The 18,640-nt window shown below is 70.5% G+C and carries 15 protein-coding genes; 7 read left to right on the top strand and 8 right to left on the bottom strand.

Annotated features, from left to right (window positions below):
* Positions 1–14 precede the first annotated feature (14 nt).
* The gene (locus ACIP8W_RS00460) at positions 15–476 is read right to left on the bottom strand and encodes a cyclic nucleotide-binding domain-containing protein (protein ID WP_401946386.1); all 462 of its coding nucleotides are present in this window, start codon (positions 474–476) and stop codon (positions 15–17) included.
* Between the two features lie 249 nt (positions 477–725).
* Entirely contained in the window at positions 726–2,159 is a 1,434-nt protein-coding gene (locus ACIP8W_RS00455) for a cation:dicarboxylate symporter family transporter (protein ID WP_401946388.1), read from the bottom strand.
* A gap of 106 nt (positions 2,160–2,265) precedes the next feature.
* On the opposite strand from ACIP8W_RS00455, the gene ACIP8W_RS00450 reads away from it, so the two are divergent.
* Genes ACIP8W_RS00450 through ACIP8W_RS00440 form a run of 3 tightly spaced genes read left to right on the top strand, consistent with a single transcriptional unit; the run spans position 2,266 to position 5,281 of the window.
* On the top strand, positions 2,266–3,876 hold the full coding sequence (locus tag ACIP8W_RS00450; RefSeq protein WP_401946391.1) for an ATP-binding protein: 1,611 nt from the start codon (positions 2,266–2,268) through the stop codon (positions 3,874–3,876).
* Positions 3,873–4,574 (top strand): response regulator, encoded by a 702-nt coding sequence (locus tag ACIP8W_RS00445; protein WP_401946393.1) that lies wholly within the window; start codon positions 3,873–3,875, stop codon positions 4,572–4,574. The genes ACIP8W_RS00450 and ACIP8W_RS00445 overlap by 4 nt, the downstream gene beginning before the upstream one ends.
* 56 nt (positions 4,575–4,630) lie before the next feature.
* Positions 4,631–5,281 carry a helix-turn-helix domain-containing protein gene (locus ACIP8W_RS00440; RefSeq protein ID WP_401947388.1) on the top strand — a complete coding sequence of 217 codons (651 nt, stop codon included), beginning with the start codon at positions 4,631–4,633 and terminating at the stop codon, positions 5,279–5,281.
* 63 nt (positions 5,282–5,344) lie between these two features.
* On the opposite strand, the gene ACIP8W_RS00435 is transcribed toward ACIP8W_RS00440, so the two are convergent.
* Positions 5,345–6,370 carry an ATP-dependent 6-phosphofructokinase gene (locus ACIP8W_RS00435; RefSeq protein ID WP_401946395.1) on the bottom strand — a complete coding sequence of 342 codons (1,026 nt, stop codon included), beginning with the start codon at positions 6,368–6,370 and terminating at the stop codon, positions 5,345–5,347.
* 245 nt (positions 6,371–6,615) lie between these two features.
* On the opposite strand from ACIP8W_RS00435, the gene pta reads away from it, so the two are divergent.
* The 3 genes from pta to pyk all read left to right on the top strand — a co-directional run bounded on the left by pta (position 6,616) and on the right by pyk (position 11,521).
* Positions 6,616–8,691 (top strand): phosphate acetyltransferase, encoded by a 2,076-nt coding sequence (gene pta / locus ACIP8W_RS00430; protein WP_401946398.1) that lies wholly within the window; start codon positions 6,616–6,618, stop codon positions 8,689–8,691.
* On the top strand, positions 8,688–10,019 hold the full coding sequence (locus tag ACIP8W_RS00425; protein WP_401946400.1) for an acetate kinase: 1,332 nt from the start codon (positions 8,688–8,690) through the stop codon (positions 10,017–10,019). The genes pta and ACIP8W_RS00425 overlap by 4 nt, the downstream gene beginning before the upstream one ends.
* Positions 10,020–10,093: 74 nt before the next feature.
* The gene (pyk, locus tag ACIP8W_RS00420) at positions 10,094–11,521 is read left to right on the top strand and encodes a pyruvate kinase (RefSeq protein ID WP_401946403.1); all 1,428 of its coding nucleotides are present in this window, start codon (positions 10,094–10,096) and stop codon (positions 11,519–11,521) included.
* 89 nt (positions 11,522–11,610) lie between these two features.
* Here pyk and ACIP8W_RS00415 read toward each other — a convergent pair whose 3' ends face one another.
* The 4 genes from ACIP8W_RS00415 to ACIP8W_RS00400 all read right to left on the bottom strand — a co-directional run bounded on the left by ACIP8W_RS00415 (position 11,611) and on the right by ACIP8W_RS00400 (position 15,978).
* Positions 11,611–13,098, bottom strand: a complete 1,488-nt coding sequence (locus ACIP8W_RS00415) for a hypothetical protein (RefSeq protein WP_402201475.1) — start codon at positions 13,096–13,098, stop codon at positions 11,611–11,613.
* Positions 13,088–13,636, bottom strand: a complete 549-nt coding sequence (locus tag ACIP8W_RS00410; RefSeq protein ID WP_401946407.1) for a DUF6114 domain-containing protein — start codon at positions 13,634–13,636, stop codon at positions 13,088–13,090. Before ACIP8W_RS00410 ends, ACIP8W_RS00415 begins: the two co-directional genes overlap by 11 nt.
* A 92-nt stretch (positions 13,637–13,728) precedes the next feature.
* Positions 13,729–14,367 (bottom strand): DUF6230 family protein, encoded by a 639-nt coding sequence (locus ACIP8W_RS00405; protein WP_402201473.1) that lies wholly within the window; start codon positions 14,365–14,367, stop codon positions 13,729–13,731.
* A 633-nt stretch (positions 14,368–15,000) separates the two neighbouring features.
* Positions 15,001–15,978 (bottom strand): tetratricopeptide repeat protein, encoded by a 978-nt coding sequence (locus ACIP8W_RS00400; RefSeq protein ID WP_402201471.1) that lies wholly within the window; start codon positions 15,976–15,978, stop codon positions 15,001–15,003.
* Positions 15,979–16,192: 214 nt separating this feature from the next.
* Here ACIP8W_RS00400 and ACIP8W_RS00395 point away from each other — a divergent pair, with 214 nt between their 5' ends.
* Positions 16,193–16,843, top strand: a complete 651-nt coding sequence (locus ACIP8W_RS00395; RefSeq protein ID WP_401946416.1) for a TetR/AcrR family transcriptional regulator — start codon at positions 16,193–16,195, stop codon at positions 16,841–16,843.
* Positions 16,844–16,861: 18 nt separating this feature from the next.
* On the opposite strand, the gene ACIP8W_RS00390 is transcribed toward ACIP8W_RS00395, so the two are convergent.
* On the bottom strand, positions 16,862–18,562 hold the full coding sequence (locus tag ACIP8W_RS00390) for a methylmalonyl-CoA mutase (RefSeq protein ID WP_402201468.1): 1,701 nt from the start codon (positions 18,560–18,562) through the stop codon (positions 16,862–16,864).
* Positions 18,563–18,640 lie beyond the last annotated feature (78 nt).

Genomic DNA, 18,640 nt, shown 5'->3' with positions numbered 1-18,640 from the left:
CCGTACGGCCCGTATCACAGGCCGAGTCCGGAGCCGCCGTGGACCATGTACTGGTCGAGCAGTTTCGTACGGGCCGCCTCCAGCCTGCGGGCGAGGATCTGCGCGACCGAGCGGGTCAGCGCGAACCCCAGCGCCGGATCGCCCTCGCAGAGCGACCGTACCGCCGCCGCGTCGAACTCGTGGGCCCGTACGGGAGTGAACGCCTCGGCCCCGAAGTGCCATTTGTGCGGCGGGAACAGCCATGACCAGCCGAGCAGATCCCCGACGCCGAGCGTCTCGACCGTCACCCGGCGCCTGCCGGGCACATCCAGATCGAGGGCGACCGTGCCCGTGTGGATGATCCAGAACTTCTCCGCGGGGGCCCCCTCCTCGGCGATCCTGGCGTCCTGGGCGAAGAGGACATCGCGGGCCATTCTCATCAGCATGTCGCCGCGGCCACCGGGGAGCACCGTCAACATACGCATCGCGGAAGTCATGGTGGAACCTCCTTGCCGAGTAACCGCAGAGCGACCGGAGGCGACCATGGAGTGACCGCAGGGCTCAGACGTACGGCTATATATACGATCGTATCCCCACCGAGCAACACCCTCCGCGCCTCCCACCGGCAACGGATCTTCCCGCCCACCTGGGCGGACCGACCCGCCCACCAACAACGGACCGGCCCGCACGGAGGGCTTTCCGTGCGGGCCGGTCCGGCAGGGCCGGGGTGCGGAGGGAGGGGGGTGTCAGACCCCGGCCTCGCTCTTGTCGCCGCTGCGCCGCTCCGGGGCGTCCTGCGACTTCACCAGCGGGCCCTTCGGGGCCTTCGGAGCGTCGGCGGGCTCGTCGGCGGCGGGGGCGCCGTGGCCGTCGTCCACCAGCGTCTTCTCGTCGAACGGGAACTGGCCCGCCAGCACCTGTCCGACCCGCTCCTTGTCGATCTCCTTGGTCCACGTGCCGATCAGCACCGTCGCGACCGCGTTGCCCGCGAAGTTCGTCATGGCGCGCGCCTCGCTCATGAAGCGGTCGATGCCGACGATCAGGCCCACGCCGTCGACCAGCTCGGGCCGGTGCGACTGGAGACCGCCGGCCAGCGTCGCCAGACCCGCGCCGGTGACGCCCGCCGCGCCCTTCGAGGCGATGATCATGAAGAGCAGCAGCGAGACCTGCTCACCGATGGAGAGCGGGTCGCCCATGCTCTCCGCGATGAACAGGGACGACATCGTCAGGTAGATGGCGGTGCCGTCCAGGTTGAAGGAGTAGCCGGTCGGCACGGTGATGCCGACGACGGGCTTGCTGACACCCAGGTGCTCCATCTTCGCGATGAGGCGCGGCAGCGCCGACTCGGAGGAGGAGGTGGAGAGGATCAGCAGGAACTCCCGGCCCAGGTACTTGAGCAGCGAGAAGATGTTCATGCCCGCGACCAGCCGCAGCAGCGCGCCGAGGACGAGGAAGACGAAGAGGGCGCAGGTGATGTAGAACCCGATCATGATCATCGCGAGGGACTTCAGGGCGTCGAGGCCCGTCTCCCCGACGACCGCCGCGATGGCGCCGAAGGCACCGACCGGCGCGGCCCACATGATCATGCCGAGGATACGGAAGACCAGCCGCTGGATGTGTCCGATGCCCCGGATGATCGGGTCGCCCGCCGAGCCCATCGCCTGGATCGCGAAGCCCGCCAGCAGGGCGATCATCAGGGTCTGGAGGACCGAGCCCTCGGTGAAGGCGGAGACCATCGTCTTGGGGATGATGGAGAGCAGGAACTCCGTGGTGGACTCGCCGCCGCCCGCCGCCTGGGCCTCGCCCGCGGTGCGGGTGGCCTCGGAGATGTGCATGCCGTCGCCGGGCTTGATGATGTTGCCGACGAGCAGGCCGATGCCGAGCGCGACGGTCGACATCGCCATGAAGTAACCGAGGGCGAGCCCGCCGACCGCGCCGACCTTGGCGGCCTTGCGGACCGAACCGACACCCAGCACGATCGTGCAGAAGATGACCGGCGAGATCATCATCTTGATGAGGTTCACGAAGCCGGTACCGATCGGCTTCAGTTCGACGGCCACACCAGGAGCCGTGAAGCCCACCAGAATGCCGAGCGCGACGGCTACGATCACCGCGATGTAAAGGTAGTGGGTACGGTCCCGCCTTGCGGCCACGGGTCCTCCTTGACTCGTCCTGCACATCCCCCGCCCTGAACCGGGGGGTCCCGAGGACTATCCACCAGCCTGTGACACCGGTCACCCTTACGTTCATTTCGTTCATATGAATCCGGCCAGGCATTCTTGTTTCATGAAGCTGCCCCGCCCCCGCAGTCTTGCCGCCCAGCTCTTCGCGATGCAGGTGGTGCTGGTCGCGGCCGTTGTCGCCGGATGCGCGGTCTTCGCGTACGTCACCGGACGCTCCCACGCGGAGGAGACCGCGCGGAAGCAGGTTCTGGCCACGGCACACGCGCTCGCCGACTCCCCGTCCGTACGGGAGGCGATCCGTACGGAGGACCCGAGCGCGGCCCTCCAGCCGTACGCGGAGCGGGTACGGCGCGACACCGGGATCGACTTCGTCACGATCATGAACCCGGCGGGGATCCGCTGGACCCACCCCGACCCGCACCAGATCGGGATGCGCTTCCTCGGGCGTACGGGGCCGGCGCTGCGCGGGCATACGTTCACCGAGACCTACACCGGCACGCTCGGCCCCTCGGTCCGGGCGGTGGTCCCGGTCAGGGACGGCGCCGGGATCACGGGGCTGGTCAGTGTGGGGATCACCGTGGACCGGATCTCCTCGGAGGTGACCCAGCAGGTCAAGCTACTGGCCCTGGCGGCGGGCGCGGCGCTGGCGCTGGGCGGGGTCGGTACGTACGTGATCAACGCCAGGCTGCGGCGGCACACCCACGGGATGAACGCGGCCGAGCTGTCCGCGATGCACGACTACCACCAGGCCGCGCTGCACGCCGTGCACGAGGGGCTGCTGATGCTCGACGGCCGGCACAGGATCGCGCTGGTCAACGACGGTGGGCGGCGGCTGCTCGGGCTGGACGGGTCGGCGGTGGGCAGGCCGGTCGCCGAGCTGGGGCTGCCCGCGCCGCTCACCGGGGCGCTGCTGGCCTCGGAGCCGCAGGTCGACGAGGTGCATATGACCGCCGACCGGATCGTGGTGGTCAATACGCGTCCGGTGGTCGGCGGGGATCAGCGCGGTACGGTCGTCACCTTGCGCGACCACACCGAACTCCAGGCGCTGTCCGGCGAGTTGGACTCGGAGCGCGGCTTCACCCAGGCGTTGCGCTCACAGGCGCACGAGGCGGCCAACCGGCTGCACACCGTCGTGTCGCTCATCGAGCTGGGGCGTGTGGAGCAGGCGGTGGAGTTCGCCACGGCGGAGCTGGAGCTGGCCCAGGCACTGACCGACAAGGTGGTCGGCGCGGTCGGCGAACCGGTGCTCGCCGCGCTGCTGCTGGGCAAGGCGGCGCAGGCCAACGAGCGCGGGGTGGAGCTGGTGCTCGCCGAGGACAGCCTGATCGACGACGGTGTGCTGCCCTCGACGCTCCCGGCCCGGGATCTGGTGACGATCCTGGGCAACCTCATCGACAACGCGGTGGACGCGGCCCAGGGCGGCGAGGGCGCGCGGGTCACCGTGACCGCGCGGGTGGACGGCGGGGAGCTGCTGCTCGGGGTACGGGACACCGGGGCCGGTGTGGACCCGGGCGACCGGGACGAGGTGTTCCGGCGGGGCTGGTCGACCAGGGGCCCCGGACGCGGGCTGGGGCTGGCGCTGGTACGGCAGGCGGTGCACCGGGCGCACGGGACGGTGGAGCTGACGCAGAGTCAGGAGTCTTCGGGTGGAGCCGAGTTCACCGTTCGGCTGCCGCTGTCGGCGAGAGCGGCCGACGCGCAGGTGACCGTATGAACGGCGCCGGGCCGGCGGAGGCGGCGATCCGGGTGCTGATCGTCGAGGACGACCCCGTCGCGGCGGACGCGCATCAGCTGTACGTGGGCCGGGTGCCCGGTTTCGTGGTGGCGGGGGTGGCCCACTCCCGGGGCGCGGCGGGCCGGCTGCTGGAACGCACGGAGATCGATCTGATCCTGCTCGACCTCTATCTCCCGGACGGCCACGGGCTCCAGCTCCTGCGCAGCCTGCGCGCGGCCGGGCACCACGCGGATGTCATCGCGGTCACCTCGGCGCGCGATCTGGCGGTCGTCCGGGAGGGGGTGTCGCTGGGCGTCGTCCAGTACGTACTGAAGCCCTTCACCTTCGCCACCCTGCGCGACCGGCTCGCCCGGTACGCGGAGTTCCGGGCGGCGGCCGGGGAGGCCAGCGGTCAGGAGGAGGTGGACCGCGCGCTGGGCGCGCTGCGCGCCCCGCAGCCGTCCTCTCTGCCGAAGGGGCTGAGCGCGCCGACGCTGGAGGCGGTGACCCGGACGCTGCGGGCCTCCGTGACCGGGCTGACCGCCGCCGAGGCCGGGGCCGAGGTCGGCATCTCACGGATCACGGCCCGCCGCTATCTGGAGCACCTGGTCACCAACGGGCGGGCGGCGCGCAGTCCGCAGTACGGACAGGTCGGCCGCCCGGAGTTGCAATACCGCTGGATTCCGGCGACACGCTGAGGAACGTACCGGTCATCACCGCCCATAACCGGTCAAGGGTCGGTCAAGGGGGACCGATCACGAGCTACGGTGTGCCCGTGGAGCACACTGCGTCGCCGCCCTTCAACGCCCCAGCCGCGCGCCGACTGCGCGAGGCCCTGGGGATGGCCCCCGTGCACGTCGCGTACGGTCTGGGCGCCCAGTACGGCCTGTCGATCGCCCCGGACACCGTCGTGGCCTGGGAGTACGGCTACATCCCGCCCACCGCCCGGGAGATCACCGCGCTCGCCGGGGTGCTCTGGTGCTCCTACGAGGAGCTGCTCGCCGAGCCCACTACCCTGCGCGAACACCGGGTCGCGCGTCGGCTGGAGCCCGCGGAGCTGGCCCGCCGCGTCGATATGGACACCGCCGCGTATCTGCGGCTGGAGGAGTCGCCCGGCGGTCGGTGGCGCGCCACCGACCGCCAGACCGCCGCCCTCGCCTCGGCCCTCTCACTGGGCCCGCGCGCCCTGACGACCGTCACCGGCCGGGACGAGGAGCTGACCGCGCTGCTGCGCTCGGCCGTGGCGGGACGGTGGCAGTCGTACGTCAAACCGGCCGTGAAACTGCTGCCGCCCGCCTCGGACCGGGCCAGGCTGGAGGCCGTACTCCAGCGGCTGCGCACCGAACACCAGGCCGGCGCCGACCCCGAAGAGGTGCTGGGGCGCTTCTGGGAGCTGTGGGGATAGCGCCCTGCCCCGGTGGACCGCTCAGGAACGCCGGATCCAGCAGGACCAGTGCCCCTCCCGGCCCTAGAACACCGACTCCGCCTCGAACATCCGGCTCTCCGGCACCGTCTTCAGCTGCGTGACCGCCTCCGCCAGGGGGACCATCTCGATCCTGGTCCCCCGCAGCGCCGCCATCCGGCCGAACTCGCCCCGGTGGACCGCCTCCACCGCGTGCCAGCCGAAGCGGGTCGCGAGGACGCGGTCGTACGCCGTGGGGGTGCCGCCGCGCTGCACATGGCCGAGGATGACCGGGCGGGCCTCCTTGCCCATGCGGCGCTCCAGCTCGGCGGCGAGGACGTTGCCGATGCCCCGGAAGCGCTCGTGGCCGAACTGGTCGATCTCGCCCTTGCCGTACTCCATGGAGCCCTGCGCGGGGTGCGCGCCCTCGGCGACGCAGATGACGGCGAACTTCTTGCCGCGCGAGAAACGCTCCTCGACCATCTTGACCAGGCTCTCGACCTCGAAGGGCCGTTCGGGCAGACAGATCCCGTGCGCGCCGCCCGCCATCCCGGACTCCAGCGCGATCCATCCCGCGTGGCGCCCCATGACCTCGACGACCATCACGCGCTGGTGGGACTCGGCGGTGGTCTTGAGACGGTCGATGGCTTCGGTGGCGACCGTCACCGCGGTATCGAATCCGAACGTACGGTCGGTGGAGTAGATGTCGTTGTCGATCGTCTTCGGTACGCCCACAACGGGCATCCCGGCGTCGGAGAGCAGCCGCGCCGCCGTCAGCGTGCCCTCGCCGCCGATCGGGATCAGGGCGTCGATGCCATAGCTGCGGGCCAGCTCGGCGCAGTTCTCCGCGGCCTCGCGCAGCCGGCCGCGTTCGAGCCTGGCCGAACCGAGGATCGTACCGCCGCGGGCGAGGATGCCACTGACCGCGTCGAGGTCGAGCGGCCGGAAATGGCCGTCGAGAAGCCCCTTGAAGCCGTCCTCGAAGCCCACGACCTCGTCCCCGTGCCCGGTCATGGCCCGGTGCACGACCGAACGGATCACTGCGTTCAAGCCGGGGCAGTCGCCGCCCGCCGTCAGAACTCCGATACGCATCGTGCTGTGTCTCCTGTGATCACTAGGGCTCGCCGAGGCTCTGTTTTCCCGGAAGAGGGCGGGGTTGCCGGCGCTCCCCGGGAGGCCGAAACCGATCCTCCCACGGGCGGTCGCGCGCCCGCACCGTCCTTCACCCTCCCGCCAGGTGCCCTAACGACCACCGGAGGTATTGTCAAGGGGAAATCGCCGCACTATGGGTGATCGTTGTACGAAGTCGTACGGATCGCAGGGACGGGAGAGCACGCGTGACACGCAGCGTGTATGTGACCGGGATCGACCGCGGGGACGGCCGCCAGGTCGTCGAACTGGGAGTCATGGAGCTGCTGACCCGCCAGGTGGACCGGGTGGGGGTCTTCAGGCCGCTGGTCCACGACGGCCCCGACCGGCTGTTCGACCTGCTGCGCGCCCGCTACCGCCTGTCGCAGGACCCCGCCACGGTGTACGGGCTGGACTACCACGAGGCGTCCGCGCTCCAGGCCGAGCGGGGCACCGACGAGCTGGTGTCCCGGCTGGTCGAGCGGTTCCACCGGGTCGCGCGGGAGTACGAGGTCGTCCTCGTCCTCGGTACGGACTTCGCGGCGACCCAGCTCCCCGACGAACTGTCGCTCAACGCCCGCCTCGCCAACGAGTTCGGCGCCGCCGTGATCCCCGTGGTCGGCGGCAAGGGCCAGACCGCCGAGTCCGTACGGGCCGAGGCGCGCAACGCGTACCGCGCCTACGAGGTGCTGGGCTGCGAGGTGCTGGCCATGGTGGTCAACCGGGTCGCCGCCGAGGACCGCGCGGAGATCGCCCAGGGGCTGCGCGCCCAGCTCGCGGTGGAGTGCTACGTCCTGCCCGACGAGCCGGCACTCGCCGCGCCGACCGTCGCGCAGATCACCCAGGCGCTCGGCGGCACGGTGCTGCTCGGCGACGATTCCGGGCTGGCCAGGGACGCGCTGGACTTCGTCTTCGGCGGGGCGATGCTGCCCAACTTCCTGAGCGCGCTGACCCCCGGGTGCATGGTGGTCACCCCGGGCGACCGCGCCGATCTGGTGGTGGGCGCGCTGGCCGCGCACTCGGCGGGGACGCCGCCCATCGCCGGCGTGGTGCTCACCCTGGACGAGCGGCCCGACGACCGGATCATGACGCTGGCCGCGCGGCTCGCGCCCGGGACTCCCGTCATATCCGTACCGGGCAGATCCTTCCCCACCGCCGCCGAGCTGTTCGGCCTGGAGGGCAAGCTCAACGCGGCCACCCCGCGCAAGGCGGAGACCGCGCTGGGCCTGTTCGAACGCCATGTGGACACCGCCGCGCTGCTGGCTCGGCTGTCGGTGGCGCGCGGCAGCCGGGTGACCCCGATGATGTTCGAGCACGAGCTGCTGGAGCAGGCCCGCGCCCACCGCCGCCGGGTCGTGCTGCCCGAGGGCAGCGAGGAACGGGTGCTGCGCGCCGCCGACGTACTCCTGCGCCGTGACGTGTGCGACCTGACGCTCCTCGGGGACACCGACGTCATCCGCAAGAAGGCCGCCGACCTCGGGATCGACCTGTCCACCACCCAGCTGATCGACCCCACCACCTCCGAGCTGCGCCAGGACTTCGCCGAGCGGTACGCGAAGCTGCGCGCCCACAAGGGTGTGACGGTGGAGCTGGCGTACGACGTGGTGGCGGACGTGAACTACTTCGGCACCCTGATGGTCCAGGAGGGCCTGGCCGACGGCATGGTGTCGGGGTCGGTGCACTCGACGGCGGCGACGATCCGGCCCGCGTTCGAGATCATCAAGACCCGGTCGGACGCCTCGATCGTCTCGTCCGTCTTCTTCATGTGCCTCGCCGAGAAGGTGCTGGTGTACGGCGACTGCGCGGTCAACCCGGACCCGGACGCCGAACAGCTCGCCGACATCGCCGTCCAGGCCGCGGCCACCGCCGCCCGCTTCGGCGTCGACCCCCGGATCGCGATGCTCTCGTACTCCACCGGGACCTCGGGGTCCGGCGCGGACGTCGACAAGGTCCGTGAGGCGACCGAGCTGGTGCGGGCGGCCAGGCCGGATCTGCGCGTCGAGGGCCCGATCCAGTACGACGCGGCGGTCGAGCCGTCCGTCGCCGCGACCAAGCTGCCGGACTCGGAGGTCGCGGGCCAGGCGACGGTGCTGATCTTCCCGGACCTGAACACCGGCAACAACACCTACAAGGCCGTGCAGCGCTCGGCGGGCGCCGTGGCGGTCGGCCCGGTGCTCCAGGGGCTGCGCAAGCCGGTCAACGACCTGTCGCGCGGCGCGCTGGTGCAGGACATCGTCAACACGGTCGCGATCACCGCGATCCAGGCGCAGAGCGAGCAGGCATGACCGCCGACCACGACAGCCCCCGCGACGCCCGTGACGACCACGACAGCCCCCGTGACCCCCGTACAGAAGGCGACCAGCCCGTGACCACGCACACCCCGGCCGCTCCGGCCACCCGGGTCCTCGTCCTCAACTCCGGCTCCTCGTCGGTGAAGTACCAGCTGCTGGACATGGGCGACAGCTCCCGCCTCGCCTCCGGTCTGGTCGAGCGCATCGGCGAGCAGACCTCCCGGCTGGCGCACACCCCGCTGACGCCCGGATCCGGTGGGAAGCGCGAGCGTACGGGCCCGATCGCGGACCACGCGGCGGCGCTGGAGGCGGTCGCGGAGGAGCTGGGCCGCGACGGGCTCGGGCTGGACTCCCCCGAGCTGGCGGCCATCGGCCACCGGGTCGTCCACGGCGGGCTGGAGTTCAGCGCGCCGACCGTCATCGACGAGGACGTACTGGCCGAGATCGAACGCCTGGTCCCGGTGGCGCCGCTGCACAACCCGGCCAACCTCACCGGGATCCGTACGGCGCGGGCGCTGCGCCCCGATCTGCCGCAGGTCGCGGTCTTCGACACCGCGTTCCACACGACGATGCCGGAGTACGCCGCGCGGTACGCGATCGACACGGCGACGGCCGACGCGTACCGCATCCGGCGCTACGGATTCCACGGCACGTCGCACGCGTACGTCTCCCGGAAGACCGCCGAGCTGCTCGGCAAGGACCCCGCCGAGGTCAATGTCATCGTGCTGCACCTCGGCAACGGCGCCTCGGCGTCGGCCGTCCGGGGCGGCCGGTGCGTGGACACCTCCATGGGGCTGACCCCGCTGGAGGGGCTGGTGATGGGGACCCGCTCCGGGGACATCGATCCGGCGGTCACCTTCCATCTGAAGCGGGTGGCCGGAATGTCCGTGGACGAGATCGATGAACTTCTGAACAAGAAAAGCGGTCTCATCGGCCTCTGCGGGGACAACGACATGCGCGAGATACGCCGTCGGGTCGACGAGGGCGACGAGCGCGCGACGCTCGCATTCGACATCTATATCCACCGGTTGAAGAAGTACATCGGCGCCTACAGCGCGGTACTCGGCCGGGTGGACGCGGTGGTCTTCACGGCGGGTGTGGGCGAGAACGCGGCGCCGGTGCGGGAAGCTGCGGTGGCGGGGCTGGAGACGATGGGGCTGGCGGTGGACCCGGAGCGCAATACCGTACGTTCCGACGAGCCGCGCGTCATTTCGCCGGACGGGGCCGGGGTCGTGGTGGCCGTGGTGCCGACCGACGAGGAGTTGGAGATCGCACAGCAGACCTTCGCGCTGGTGAACGAAGGCCGAACGCTTATCGCCTGAGCGCACCCTCGCCCATTTGTACTTTCCACCAGACGGAATATTCCGCATCGAAACAAACCGATAGGATCCGCCCCATGCGCCGTTCCAAAATCGTCTGCACCCTGGGCCCAGCCGTCGACTCGTACGAGCAATTGAAGTCGCTCATCGAGGCCGGTATGAATGTGGCCCGACTGAACATGAGCCACGGAAGCCACCCGGAGCACGAGGAGCGGTACCACCGCGTCCGCAAGGCGGCGGCGGACACCGGCCGCGCCGTGGGCGTGCTGATCGACCTCCAGGGCCCCAAGATCCGCCTGGAGACCTTCGCCGAGGGACCGGTCGAGCTGGTCCGCGGTGACGAGTTCACCATCACCACCGAGGATGTCGCGGGCGACAAGTCGATCTGCGGCACCACGTACAAGGGCCTGCCCGGCGATGTCTCCAAGGGCGACCAGATCCTGATCAACGACGGAAACGTCGAGCTGCGGGTCGTCGAGGTCGTCGGCCACGAGGTCAAGTCCATCGTCATCGAGGGCGGTGTGATCTCCGACCACAAGGGCATCAACCTGCCCGGCGCGGCGGTCAACGTCCCCGCGCTGTCCGAGAAGGACATCGACGACCTGCGCTTCGGGCTGCGGATGGGCTGCGACATGGTCGCGCTCTCCTTCGTCCGGGACGCCGACGACATTCTCGACGTCCACAAGATCATGGACGAGGAGGGCCGCCGGGTCCCCGTCATCGCCAAGGTCGAGAAGCCGCAGGCGGTGGCCAACATGGAGGCCGTCGTCGCGGCCTTCGACAGCGTCATGGTGGCCCGCGGCGACCTGGCCGTCGAGTACCCGCTCGAAAAGGTCCCGATGGTCCAGAAGCGGCTCATCGAGCTGTGCCGCCGCAACGCCAAGCCGGTGATCGTGGCGACCCAGATGATGGAGTCCATGATCACCAACTCCCGCCCGACCCGCGCCGAGGCGTCCGACGTCGCCAACGCGATCCTGGACGGCGCGGACGCGGTCATGCTCTCCGCCGAGTCCTCGGTGGGCGCGTACCCGATCGAGACCGTCAAGACGATGTCGAAGATCGTGGTCGCGGCCGAGGAGGAGCTGCTCTCCAAGGGCCTCCAGCCGCTCAACCCGGGCCGCAAGCCCCGCACCCAGGGCGGCTCCGTGGCCCGCGCGGCCTGCGAGATCGCCGACTTCCTGAGCGCGAAGGCGCTGGTCGCCTTCACCCAGTCCGGTGACACGGCCCGCCGGCTCTCCCGCTACCGCGCGGCGCAGCCGATCCTCGCCTTCACCACCGACGAGTTCACCCGCAGCCAGCTCGCGCTGAGCTGGGGCGTGGAGCCCTTCGTCGTCCCCTTCGTGAACAGCACGGACGCGATGGTCGACCTGGTCGACCTGGAGCTGCTCAAGCTCCAGCGCTACAGCGAGGGCGACACCATGATCATCACGGCGGGCTCCCCGCCCGGCGTCGCGGGCACCACCAACATGGTCCGCGTGCACCACCTGGGCGGCACGGCCGCCTGACGTATCGACGTATCAGGGGGCTGTGCCCCGCACCGGCAACAGCACTGCCGGTGCGGGGCACAGCCTTTTCCGTACGGTACGGGTACGGGTCAGCCCGTGAGGTAGTTCCGCAGGCCCGGGATGGTGAGCGTGCCGCCGAACTGCCCCGCCTGGACCACATGGGCGTCCGTGAAGAAGGCGAAGGGGATGTTCAGCGGGGGCGGGGTCTGCGGGCTGAAGGTGACCGGGATGAGGCCGAAGAGATTGCCCTTCAGCTCCTCCGTGTACATCGTCACCTCCCCGTCGCGGATGGTGGAGACGGAGCCCGCGCGCGCCTCCGCGTGGACCGTCCTGCCCTCCGGATAGACGGCGGTCTGGTGCAGGTCCTTGATGTCGAGCGAGGAGGCGGTGAACTTGAGCGCCTTCTTGATCTTGCCGCTGCCCGTCTTCACTTCGACGATGCCCTTGTAGTCGAGCCCGTTGAGCGTCAGCCGCGAGCTGTCGAGCCGCCAGGGGTGGTCGGGCAGCAGCGGGATCCCCGGCTCCTGTTCGGCGGCGGCCAGGGCCTCGGGGTCGGCGGTCGGGCACGGGAAGGGTTCCTTCCCGGTCGCGGCCGCCGGGATGTCGTCGTCCGCGCGGGGGGCGAGCCCCTCGGCGCCCTTGCCCAGTTCCTCGACCTTGGCGCCCGCCTCGTCCGCCGCGTCCTTGATGGCGTCCTTGGTGGCTTCCTTCGTGGCTTCCTCGTCGCTGTCCTTCTCGCCGTCGTCGGAGTCCTTCTTGCCGTCGTCGGAGTCCGTCGTGTCCTCGGCGTCCGTCGCGTCCTCGGCGTCCTCCGGGTTCTCGGCATCCCCGGGGTCCGCCACCTCCTCGTCGTCCGCCACCTCCTCGTCATCCGTCGCGTCCTCGTCGTCCGACTCCGTATCGTCCGGGGAGCCGTACGCGTGCGGCTCCCCGTCGGCGGAGGGGCCCGGTGACGGGCTGCCCGTCGCCTCGTCGCCCGACCCGTCGAGGAGGCCGGCCAGCACGGCCCCCAGCACCAGCGGGTCGAGCGGGTTGGCCGACTGCTCGGTGGTGAGGCCGGCGGACGGTGCCGCGGCGGCCACCGCGGCGGAGGCGACCGTGGCCGCCGGCTCGGGGACGGCCGGGGGGGCGTACGGATCCGCACTCCCGTACGGATCCACGCTCCCCGACGGCTCCGGTCCCCGCCCCGGTTCCGGTTCCGGTGCCCGCTCCGGATCCGGAGAGGCCGTGGGGGACGGCGAGACATCCGGCTCCGGTGCCGTCTCCGGATCCGGCTTCGGCCGCTCGGGCGCGGAGGCGGACGGCGGGGGGGCGGGGGACGCGTCCGGCTCGTCCGAGCGGGTCACGCAGGGCCCCGGCGCGAAGGGGACGTCCCGGTCGTCGGCCAGCGCGAGCCGGGGCGTGAACCCCATGCCCACGAAGACCGCGGTCGGCATCGCCGCCAGCGCCATCGCCTTGCCCGCGGGTATCTGAAGCTTGGTCAGGAGCGACTTCCTGGGAGCCGCGTGGCGCGGCCCCTTTCTCACCCGGGTTTCCTCACTTCCGCCCACGATGCGCTGCGCGTCGTCACCCCGCACTGTTCCTCCCGCCGTTGGCCTGGGCAGTCGTTTCCGTCACGTCTCGGTGCTCCCCGGCGCGCTGACCGGGACAGAGGGAGGCATCGGCGCCGTTGTCCGGCCTCGGTGTCTCGTGGGGGGTGCGGTCCTCGGCGGCCTGCCCGGCAGGCCGGCCGGGCGACCAGGAGATGGAGAGCGCACCGCCCACCAGCGCGAGGAGAAAGCCCAGCAGGAAGCCGCCGATATTGGAGACGGGGATCGACACCAGCGCCAGCAGGATCGCGGCGACCCCCGCGAAGACCCGGACGATGCTCTGGAACCACATCGTCAGCCCGAGCGTCACCAGCAGTACGCCGATGATCAGCGACCCCGCACCGGCCGTGGTGGACATGGCCAGTGTGAGATTCCCGAAATGCAGTTGTGCGTACGGGAAGTAGGCGATCGGCAGTCCGCCGAGAAGGGTGAACAGACCCGCCCAGAACGGCCGGGTACCCCGCCAGCCACGGAACCTCAGCCGCCAGTACGTGAATCCGCGGGAACTTGTGGACTCGGCGCTCATGAAAAACAGCTCCCTGGAAAACGGTCGTGCGATAGGAGGGGCCGGGCGGACCGGACGGCCCTGGGACCGAACGGCCCGCCCGTCAGAAGTGCCTAATAGCACTCGTACTTCTTCGGGTCACCGACTTTGAGCCTGAGGTTGAGGTCAGGAAGTCTGAAGGTGCCCGCCGTGGTGGCCCACGCGGTCTGCTTCACATTGGTCAGCGTGGCCGTCTCGGCCTCCTGCGCGAACCCGTTCGCATTCGCCGTCGTCCCCTTCTGCACACCGGGGGACTTGTTGGCGCCGGCCGCGACACCGATGTTCATATTCTCGAACTCCGCGTCGGCGTCAAGGGATTCGACGTCGAGGTAGAGATTCTCCGCCGTGATGTCCGTGCCCTTGTCACCGGCGTTCAACACCAGCGTCACACTGGTGTTGAGCAGCGGCAGCGGGGTGACCACGGACTGGCACATCGCGGTGATCTCGGCGGTCTTGAACCCGGAGACGGCGACCGGGTGAACGGTCTTCCTGCCTTCGAGGTCAGTGCCTTCCGCGACCCCTCCGTACTGGACGAAATCGTGACCGACGAGCTTGTCGGCACGTACCTTGAAACTCTGCCCCGACACACTGAACGACGCGGCCAGCGCCCCCTGTGCGAGGGCCATTCCTATCGCGGCCGTCGCGGCCACACCGGGCACCATGACAACGGCGAACCGCTTCCATCTGGTCCCGCCTCGAACTTGGGACTCCATGAATGTCCTCCTTCTCGGACGTACATCTCCGGACCGGGTTGGAGCCCGCCCTGGGATGGGAGAAGTGCTACGTCCTCGGGAAGGAGAGCGCCCGTTCCGGAGGCGCTGTACCGCGTCTCGAAGCACCGGCGATCACCCCCGAGCGACAACCACTGGCCGCGCCTTCGCGCAACCTCTGGACAGGCCCTGCCCGTTGGGCAGGAGCCCCCCTGTCCGGTCCGGCGGCGCTGCCGCCGGTCCACCCGGTGGGGACCCAGAATCCGTACGGGGCGCGGCAGGCTGCCGTGCTGGTGCGGAATTGGACCGAGCGTCGCCGATCGTGGTGCATTCACGCCCGCGACACAAGGGGGATCGTTACTGGCTGGTAACGGCCCATTGACCGGTGCGCGACCCGGCGGTATCGGACGGCCACCCAGGGTGTCCCGGACCACCGCGACACAAGCCGTGATTACCGCCCATAGCCGGACAGAACTGGGGGGTTGATTTACTACGAGTAACAGCAACCGCTTTTGCCAAGTTTTGGCAAAGCGCGGTCGCTGATGTCGTTGTGTCGCCAAATCCGCAGCGGTACAGCGGAGTCGACGGCGCGTCAATGCGTCGGCGAGAGCCTCAACACTTCCGCACACCCACAGCCTAGAAGAGAACCCGGGCAAGAGCCGAACGGGCCGCCGTCACACGGGGATCGTCACCGCCGATGACCTCGAACAGCTCCAGCAGCCGCAGCCGCGCCGTCTCCCGGTCCTCGCCGAACGTCCGGCGCACCGCCTCGACCATCCGGCCGAAGGCGTCCTCCACATGACCGCCGACCAGATCGAGGTCGGCCGCGGCGATCTGCGCCCGGACATCGCCGGGGCGCTCCGCCGCCTCGGAGCGGACCTTCGCCGGGTCCATCCCCTGGACCCTGCCGAGCAGTTCGGCCTGGGCGAGGCCGAGCCGGGCCTCCGTGTTGCCGGGGTCGTCCGCCAGCACGCCGCGGTACGCCTCGGCCGCGCCGTCGAAGTCATTGGCGTCCAGGGCCTGCACGGCCGCCTCCAGCAGGGCGTCGTACGGACCCACCGGCACGGGGGCCTCGTGCTCCGCCTCGTCATCGGCGCCGGCGTCACCGGCGACCGCGATCCCGGTGAGCCCGAAGCGCTCCTCGCCGACCTGGATCAACTGGTCCAGGGTCTGGCGGATCTGGGTCTCCGGGGCCGCGCCCTGGAAGAGGGGCAGCGCCTGGCCGGCCACCACCGCGAAGACCGCGGGGATGCCCTGGATCCCGAACTGCTGCATCAGCATCTGGTTGGCGTCGACATCGATCTTGGCGAGCACGAACCGGCCGTTGTACTCCCGCGCCAGCCGCTCCAGCACGGGGCTCAGCTGCTTGCACGGCTCGCACCACTCGGCCCAGAAGTCGATGACGACCGGGACCTCGGTGGACCGCTGGAGGACATCGCGTTCGAAGCCCGCCTCGTCGACGTCGATCACCAGGCTGGACGGGGGTTCGGCGACGGCGCCGCCCTGGCGGGCCGCCTCGGCACGGGCCTGCTCCGCCTTCGCCTTGGCCTCACCGGCCGCCTTCACCGCGGCGAGGTCGACGACGCCGCTCATGGACATGTTCCTAGGCTGCATGAGTACATCCTCCCCCCTCCGCGCCCACTTCAGAAAAGCGGTGCGCACCGTCGTACAGCACCGGGTCCCCACCCGGGTCGTCCGTGGTCGTCGCGTGAGCCGGTCAGAGCTTTCGCTACGGGTCGTAGCGTAACTTCGCCCACCGTGCCTGTGTGAGATTCCTCCGGTGAACTGGCTCACAGCGAAATACCTACCGGCCGGTATGGTCGCCGTCATGTCCAGCCGCCGCGACAGCTCCACCGACGCCGGGGGAACCTCGGCCCCCGCCGTGCCCCGCACCGGCCGCCCCCGCAGCACCGCGGCGGATTCCGCGATCCTGGAGGCCACCCGGGCCGCCCTGGTGGAGCTGGGCTGGGCCAAGCTGACGCTGGGGGACGTGGCGAGCCGGGCCGGTGTCGCCAAGACCACCCTCTACCGGCGGTGGGCGGGCAAGAACGAGCTGGTGGTGGACGCGGTCGCGGCCCTCTTCGACGAACTCGAACTCCCCGACCGGGGAAGCCTGTCGGCCGATATCGAGGGCGTGGTGCTCCAGTTCGCGGAGCTGCTGGAGCGGCCGGAGACCAGCACCGCGCTGATGGCCGTGGTCTCCGAGGCCACCCGCGACGAGGCGCTGCGCGAGCGGATCCGCGTCAGGATCGTCGACCGGCAGAAGCGGCTGGTGCTGCTGGGCCGCGAGCGGGCCCGCGCCCGGGGCGAACTCACCCACGAGCCGGACAGCGCCGCGGCGACCCGCGCCGCCGACCTGGTCTTCGACGTGATCGCCGGGGCGACGGTGCACCGCGCCCTGGTCAGCGGGGCGCGAATCGACGAGGAGTGGGCCCGCGCGTTCACCGCGCTGCTGCTGGGCGGTCTGCGCCCCTCCTGAGCCGCCTCGTGGGTACGGTCAGAAGCCGGGCGGCTCCGTGTACGTCCCCCACTCGTCCCGCAGGGTCCCGCAGATCTCGCCGAGCGTCGCCTCCGCCCGGACCGCCTCCAGCATCGGGGGGATCATGTTCGAGCCGTCGCGGGCGGCGGTCAGCATCGCCGCCAGGGCGGTGCGCACCCGGGCGTCGTCGCGGGCGGCCCTGCGCTCCCCGAGGACCCGGACCTGGTCGCGCTCGACCTCGTGGCTGACGCGCAGGATCTCCAGATCGCCCGTGACGGAGCCGTGGTGGACGTTGACGCCGACGACCCGCTTGTCGCCCTTCTCCAGCGAGCGCTGGTACTGGAACGCCGCCTCGGCGATCTCCCCGGTGAACCAGCCGTCCTCGATCCCGCGCAGGATCCCGGAGGTAATGGGCCCGATCGGGTGACGCCCGTCCGGGTGGGCGCGCATGCCCCGCTCCTTGATCTGCTCGAAGATCCGCTCGGCGTCGGCCTCGATCCGGTCGGTCAGCTGCTCCACGTACCAGGAACCGCCGAGCGGGTCGGCCACGTTGGCGACGCCGGTCTCCTCCATCAGCACCTGCTGGGTGCGGAGCGCGATCTCGGCGGCCTGCTCGCTGGGCAGCGCGAGGGTCTCGTCCAGCGCGTTCGTATGCAGGGAGTTCGTCCCGCCGAGGATCGCCGACAGGGCCTCCACCGCCGTCCGTACAACGTTGTTGTACGGCTGCTGCGCGGTCAGCGAGACGCCCGCGGTCTGGGTGTGGAAGCGCAGCCACTGGGCCTTGTCGGTCCTCGCTCCGTACACCTCCTTCATCCAGCGCGCCCAGATGCGGCGGGCGGCGCGGAACTTGGCGATCTCCTCGAAGAAGTCGAGGTGTGCGTCGAAGAAGAAGGAGAGACCGGAGGCGAAGCCGTCGATGTCCATCCCCCGGCTGAGCCCCAGCTCCACGTAGCCGAAGCCGTCCGCCAGGGTGTACGCCAGCTCCTGCGCGGCCGTCGAGCCCGCCTCCCGGATGTGGTAGCCGGAGACGGAGAGCGGTTTGTACGCGGGGATGTCGGCCGCGCAGTGCTCCATCAGATCGCCGATCAGCCGCAGATGGGGCTCGGGCTGGAAGAGCCACTCCTTCTGCGCGATGTACTCCTTGAAGATGTCGGTCTGGAGCGTGCCGTTGAGCACGGCGGGATCGATGCCCTGGCGCTCCGCCGCGACGAGGTACATGCAGAAGACCGGGACCGCCGGGCCGCTGATCGTCATCGAGGTGGTGATGTCGCCGAGCGGGATGTCGCCGAAGAGGATCTCCATGTCGGCGGCCGAGTCGATGGCCACTCCGCAGTGGCCCACCTCGCCGAGCGCGCGCGGGTCGTCGGAGTCGCGGCCCATGAGCGTCGGCATGTCGAAGGCGACGGAGAGCCCGCCGCCGCCGTTGGCCAGGATGCTCTTGTAGCGCTCGTTGGTCTGGAGCGCGTTGCCGAAGCCGGCGAACTGGCGGATGGTCCAGGTCCGGCCCCGGTAACCGGTCGGGTGGAGGCCCCGGGTGAAGGGGTACTCCCCGGGCCAGCCGATCCGCTCGAAGCCCTCGTAGGTGTCGCCGGGCCGGGGTCCGTAGACCGGCTCCACCGGATCGCCGGAGAGCGTGGTGAAGTCGGCGTCGCGCTTGCGTGCCTTGTCGTAGCGGGCCTGCCAGCGGCGGCGGCCGTCCTCGATCGCTTCGGCGTCCATGCCTCAAATTTACTAGGACGTCCTACTAAATGTCGAGAGGAAACCGCCCACGCGTTCGGCGCGCGGGCGGATCGGCGG

The sequence above is a fragment of the Streptomyces sp. NPDC088554 genome (assembly GCF_044752945.1).
In the GTDB taxonomy this organism is placed as follows: Bacteria; Actinomycetota; Actinomycetes; order Streptomycetales; family Streptomycetaceae; genus Streptomyces.
Note: the sequence above shows the minus strand (reverse complement) of the source record. Positions and strands in the feature narration are given on the sequence as shown.

Bases quoted from the DNA above. Each gene is read 5' to 3' on its own strand.
- ACIP8W_RS00460 (WP_401946386.1), bottom strand. From the start codon at position 476: ATGACTTCCGCGATGCGTATGTTGACGGTGCTCCCCGGTGGCCGCGGC.
- ACIP8W_RS00450 (WP_401946391.1), top strand. From the start codon at position 2,266: ATGAAGCTGCCCCGCCCCCGCAGTCTTGCCGCCCAGCTCTTCGCGATG.
- ACIP8W_RS00395 (WP_401946416.1), top strand. From the start codon at position 16,193: ATGTCCAGCCGCCGCGACAGCTCCACCGACGCCGGGGGAACCTCGGCC.
- ACIP8W_RS00425 (WP_401946400.1), top strand. From the start codon at position 8,688: ATGACCGCCGACCACGACAGCCCCCGCGACGCCCGTGACGACCACGAC.
- ACIP8W_RS00410 (WP_401946407.1), bottom strand. From the start codon at position 13,636: ATGAGCGCCGAGTCCACAAGTTCCCGCGGATTCACGTACTGGCGGCTG.
- pyk (WP_401946403.1), top strand. From the start codon at position 10,094: ATGCGCCGTTCCAAAATCGTCTGCACCCTGGGCCCAGCCGTCGACTCG.
- ACIP8W_RS00435 (WP_401946395.1), bottom strand. From the start codon at position 6,370: ATGCGTATCGGAGTTCTGACGGCGGGCGGCGACTGCCCCGGCTTGAAC.
- ACIP8W_RS00405 (WP_402201473.1), bottom strand. From the start codon at position 14,367: ATGGAGTCCCAAGTTCGAGGCGGGACCAGATGGAAGCGGTTCGCCGTT.
- ACIP8W_RS00445 (WP_401946393.1), top strand. From the start codon at position 3,873: ATGAACGGCGCCGGGCCGGCGGAGGCGGCGATCCGGGTGCTGATCGTC.
- ACIP8W_RS00455 (WP_401946388.1), bottom strand. From the start codon at position 2,159: ATGTGCAGGACGAGTCAAGGAGGACCCGTGGCCGCAAGGCGGGACCGT.
- ACIP8W_RS00390 (WP_402201468.1), bottom strand. From the start codon at position 18,562: ATGGACGCCGAAGCGATCGAGGACGGCCGCCGCCGCTGGCAGGCCCGC.
- ACIP8W_RS00400 (WP_402201471.1), bottom strand. From the start codon at position 15,978: ATGCAGCCTAGGAACATGTCCATGAGCGGCGTCGTCGACCTCGCCGCG.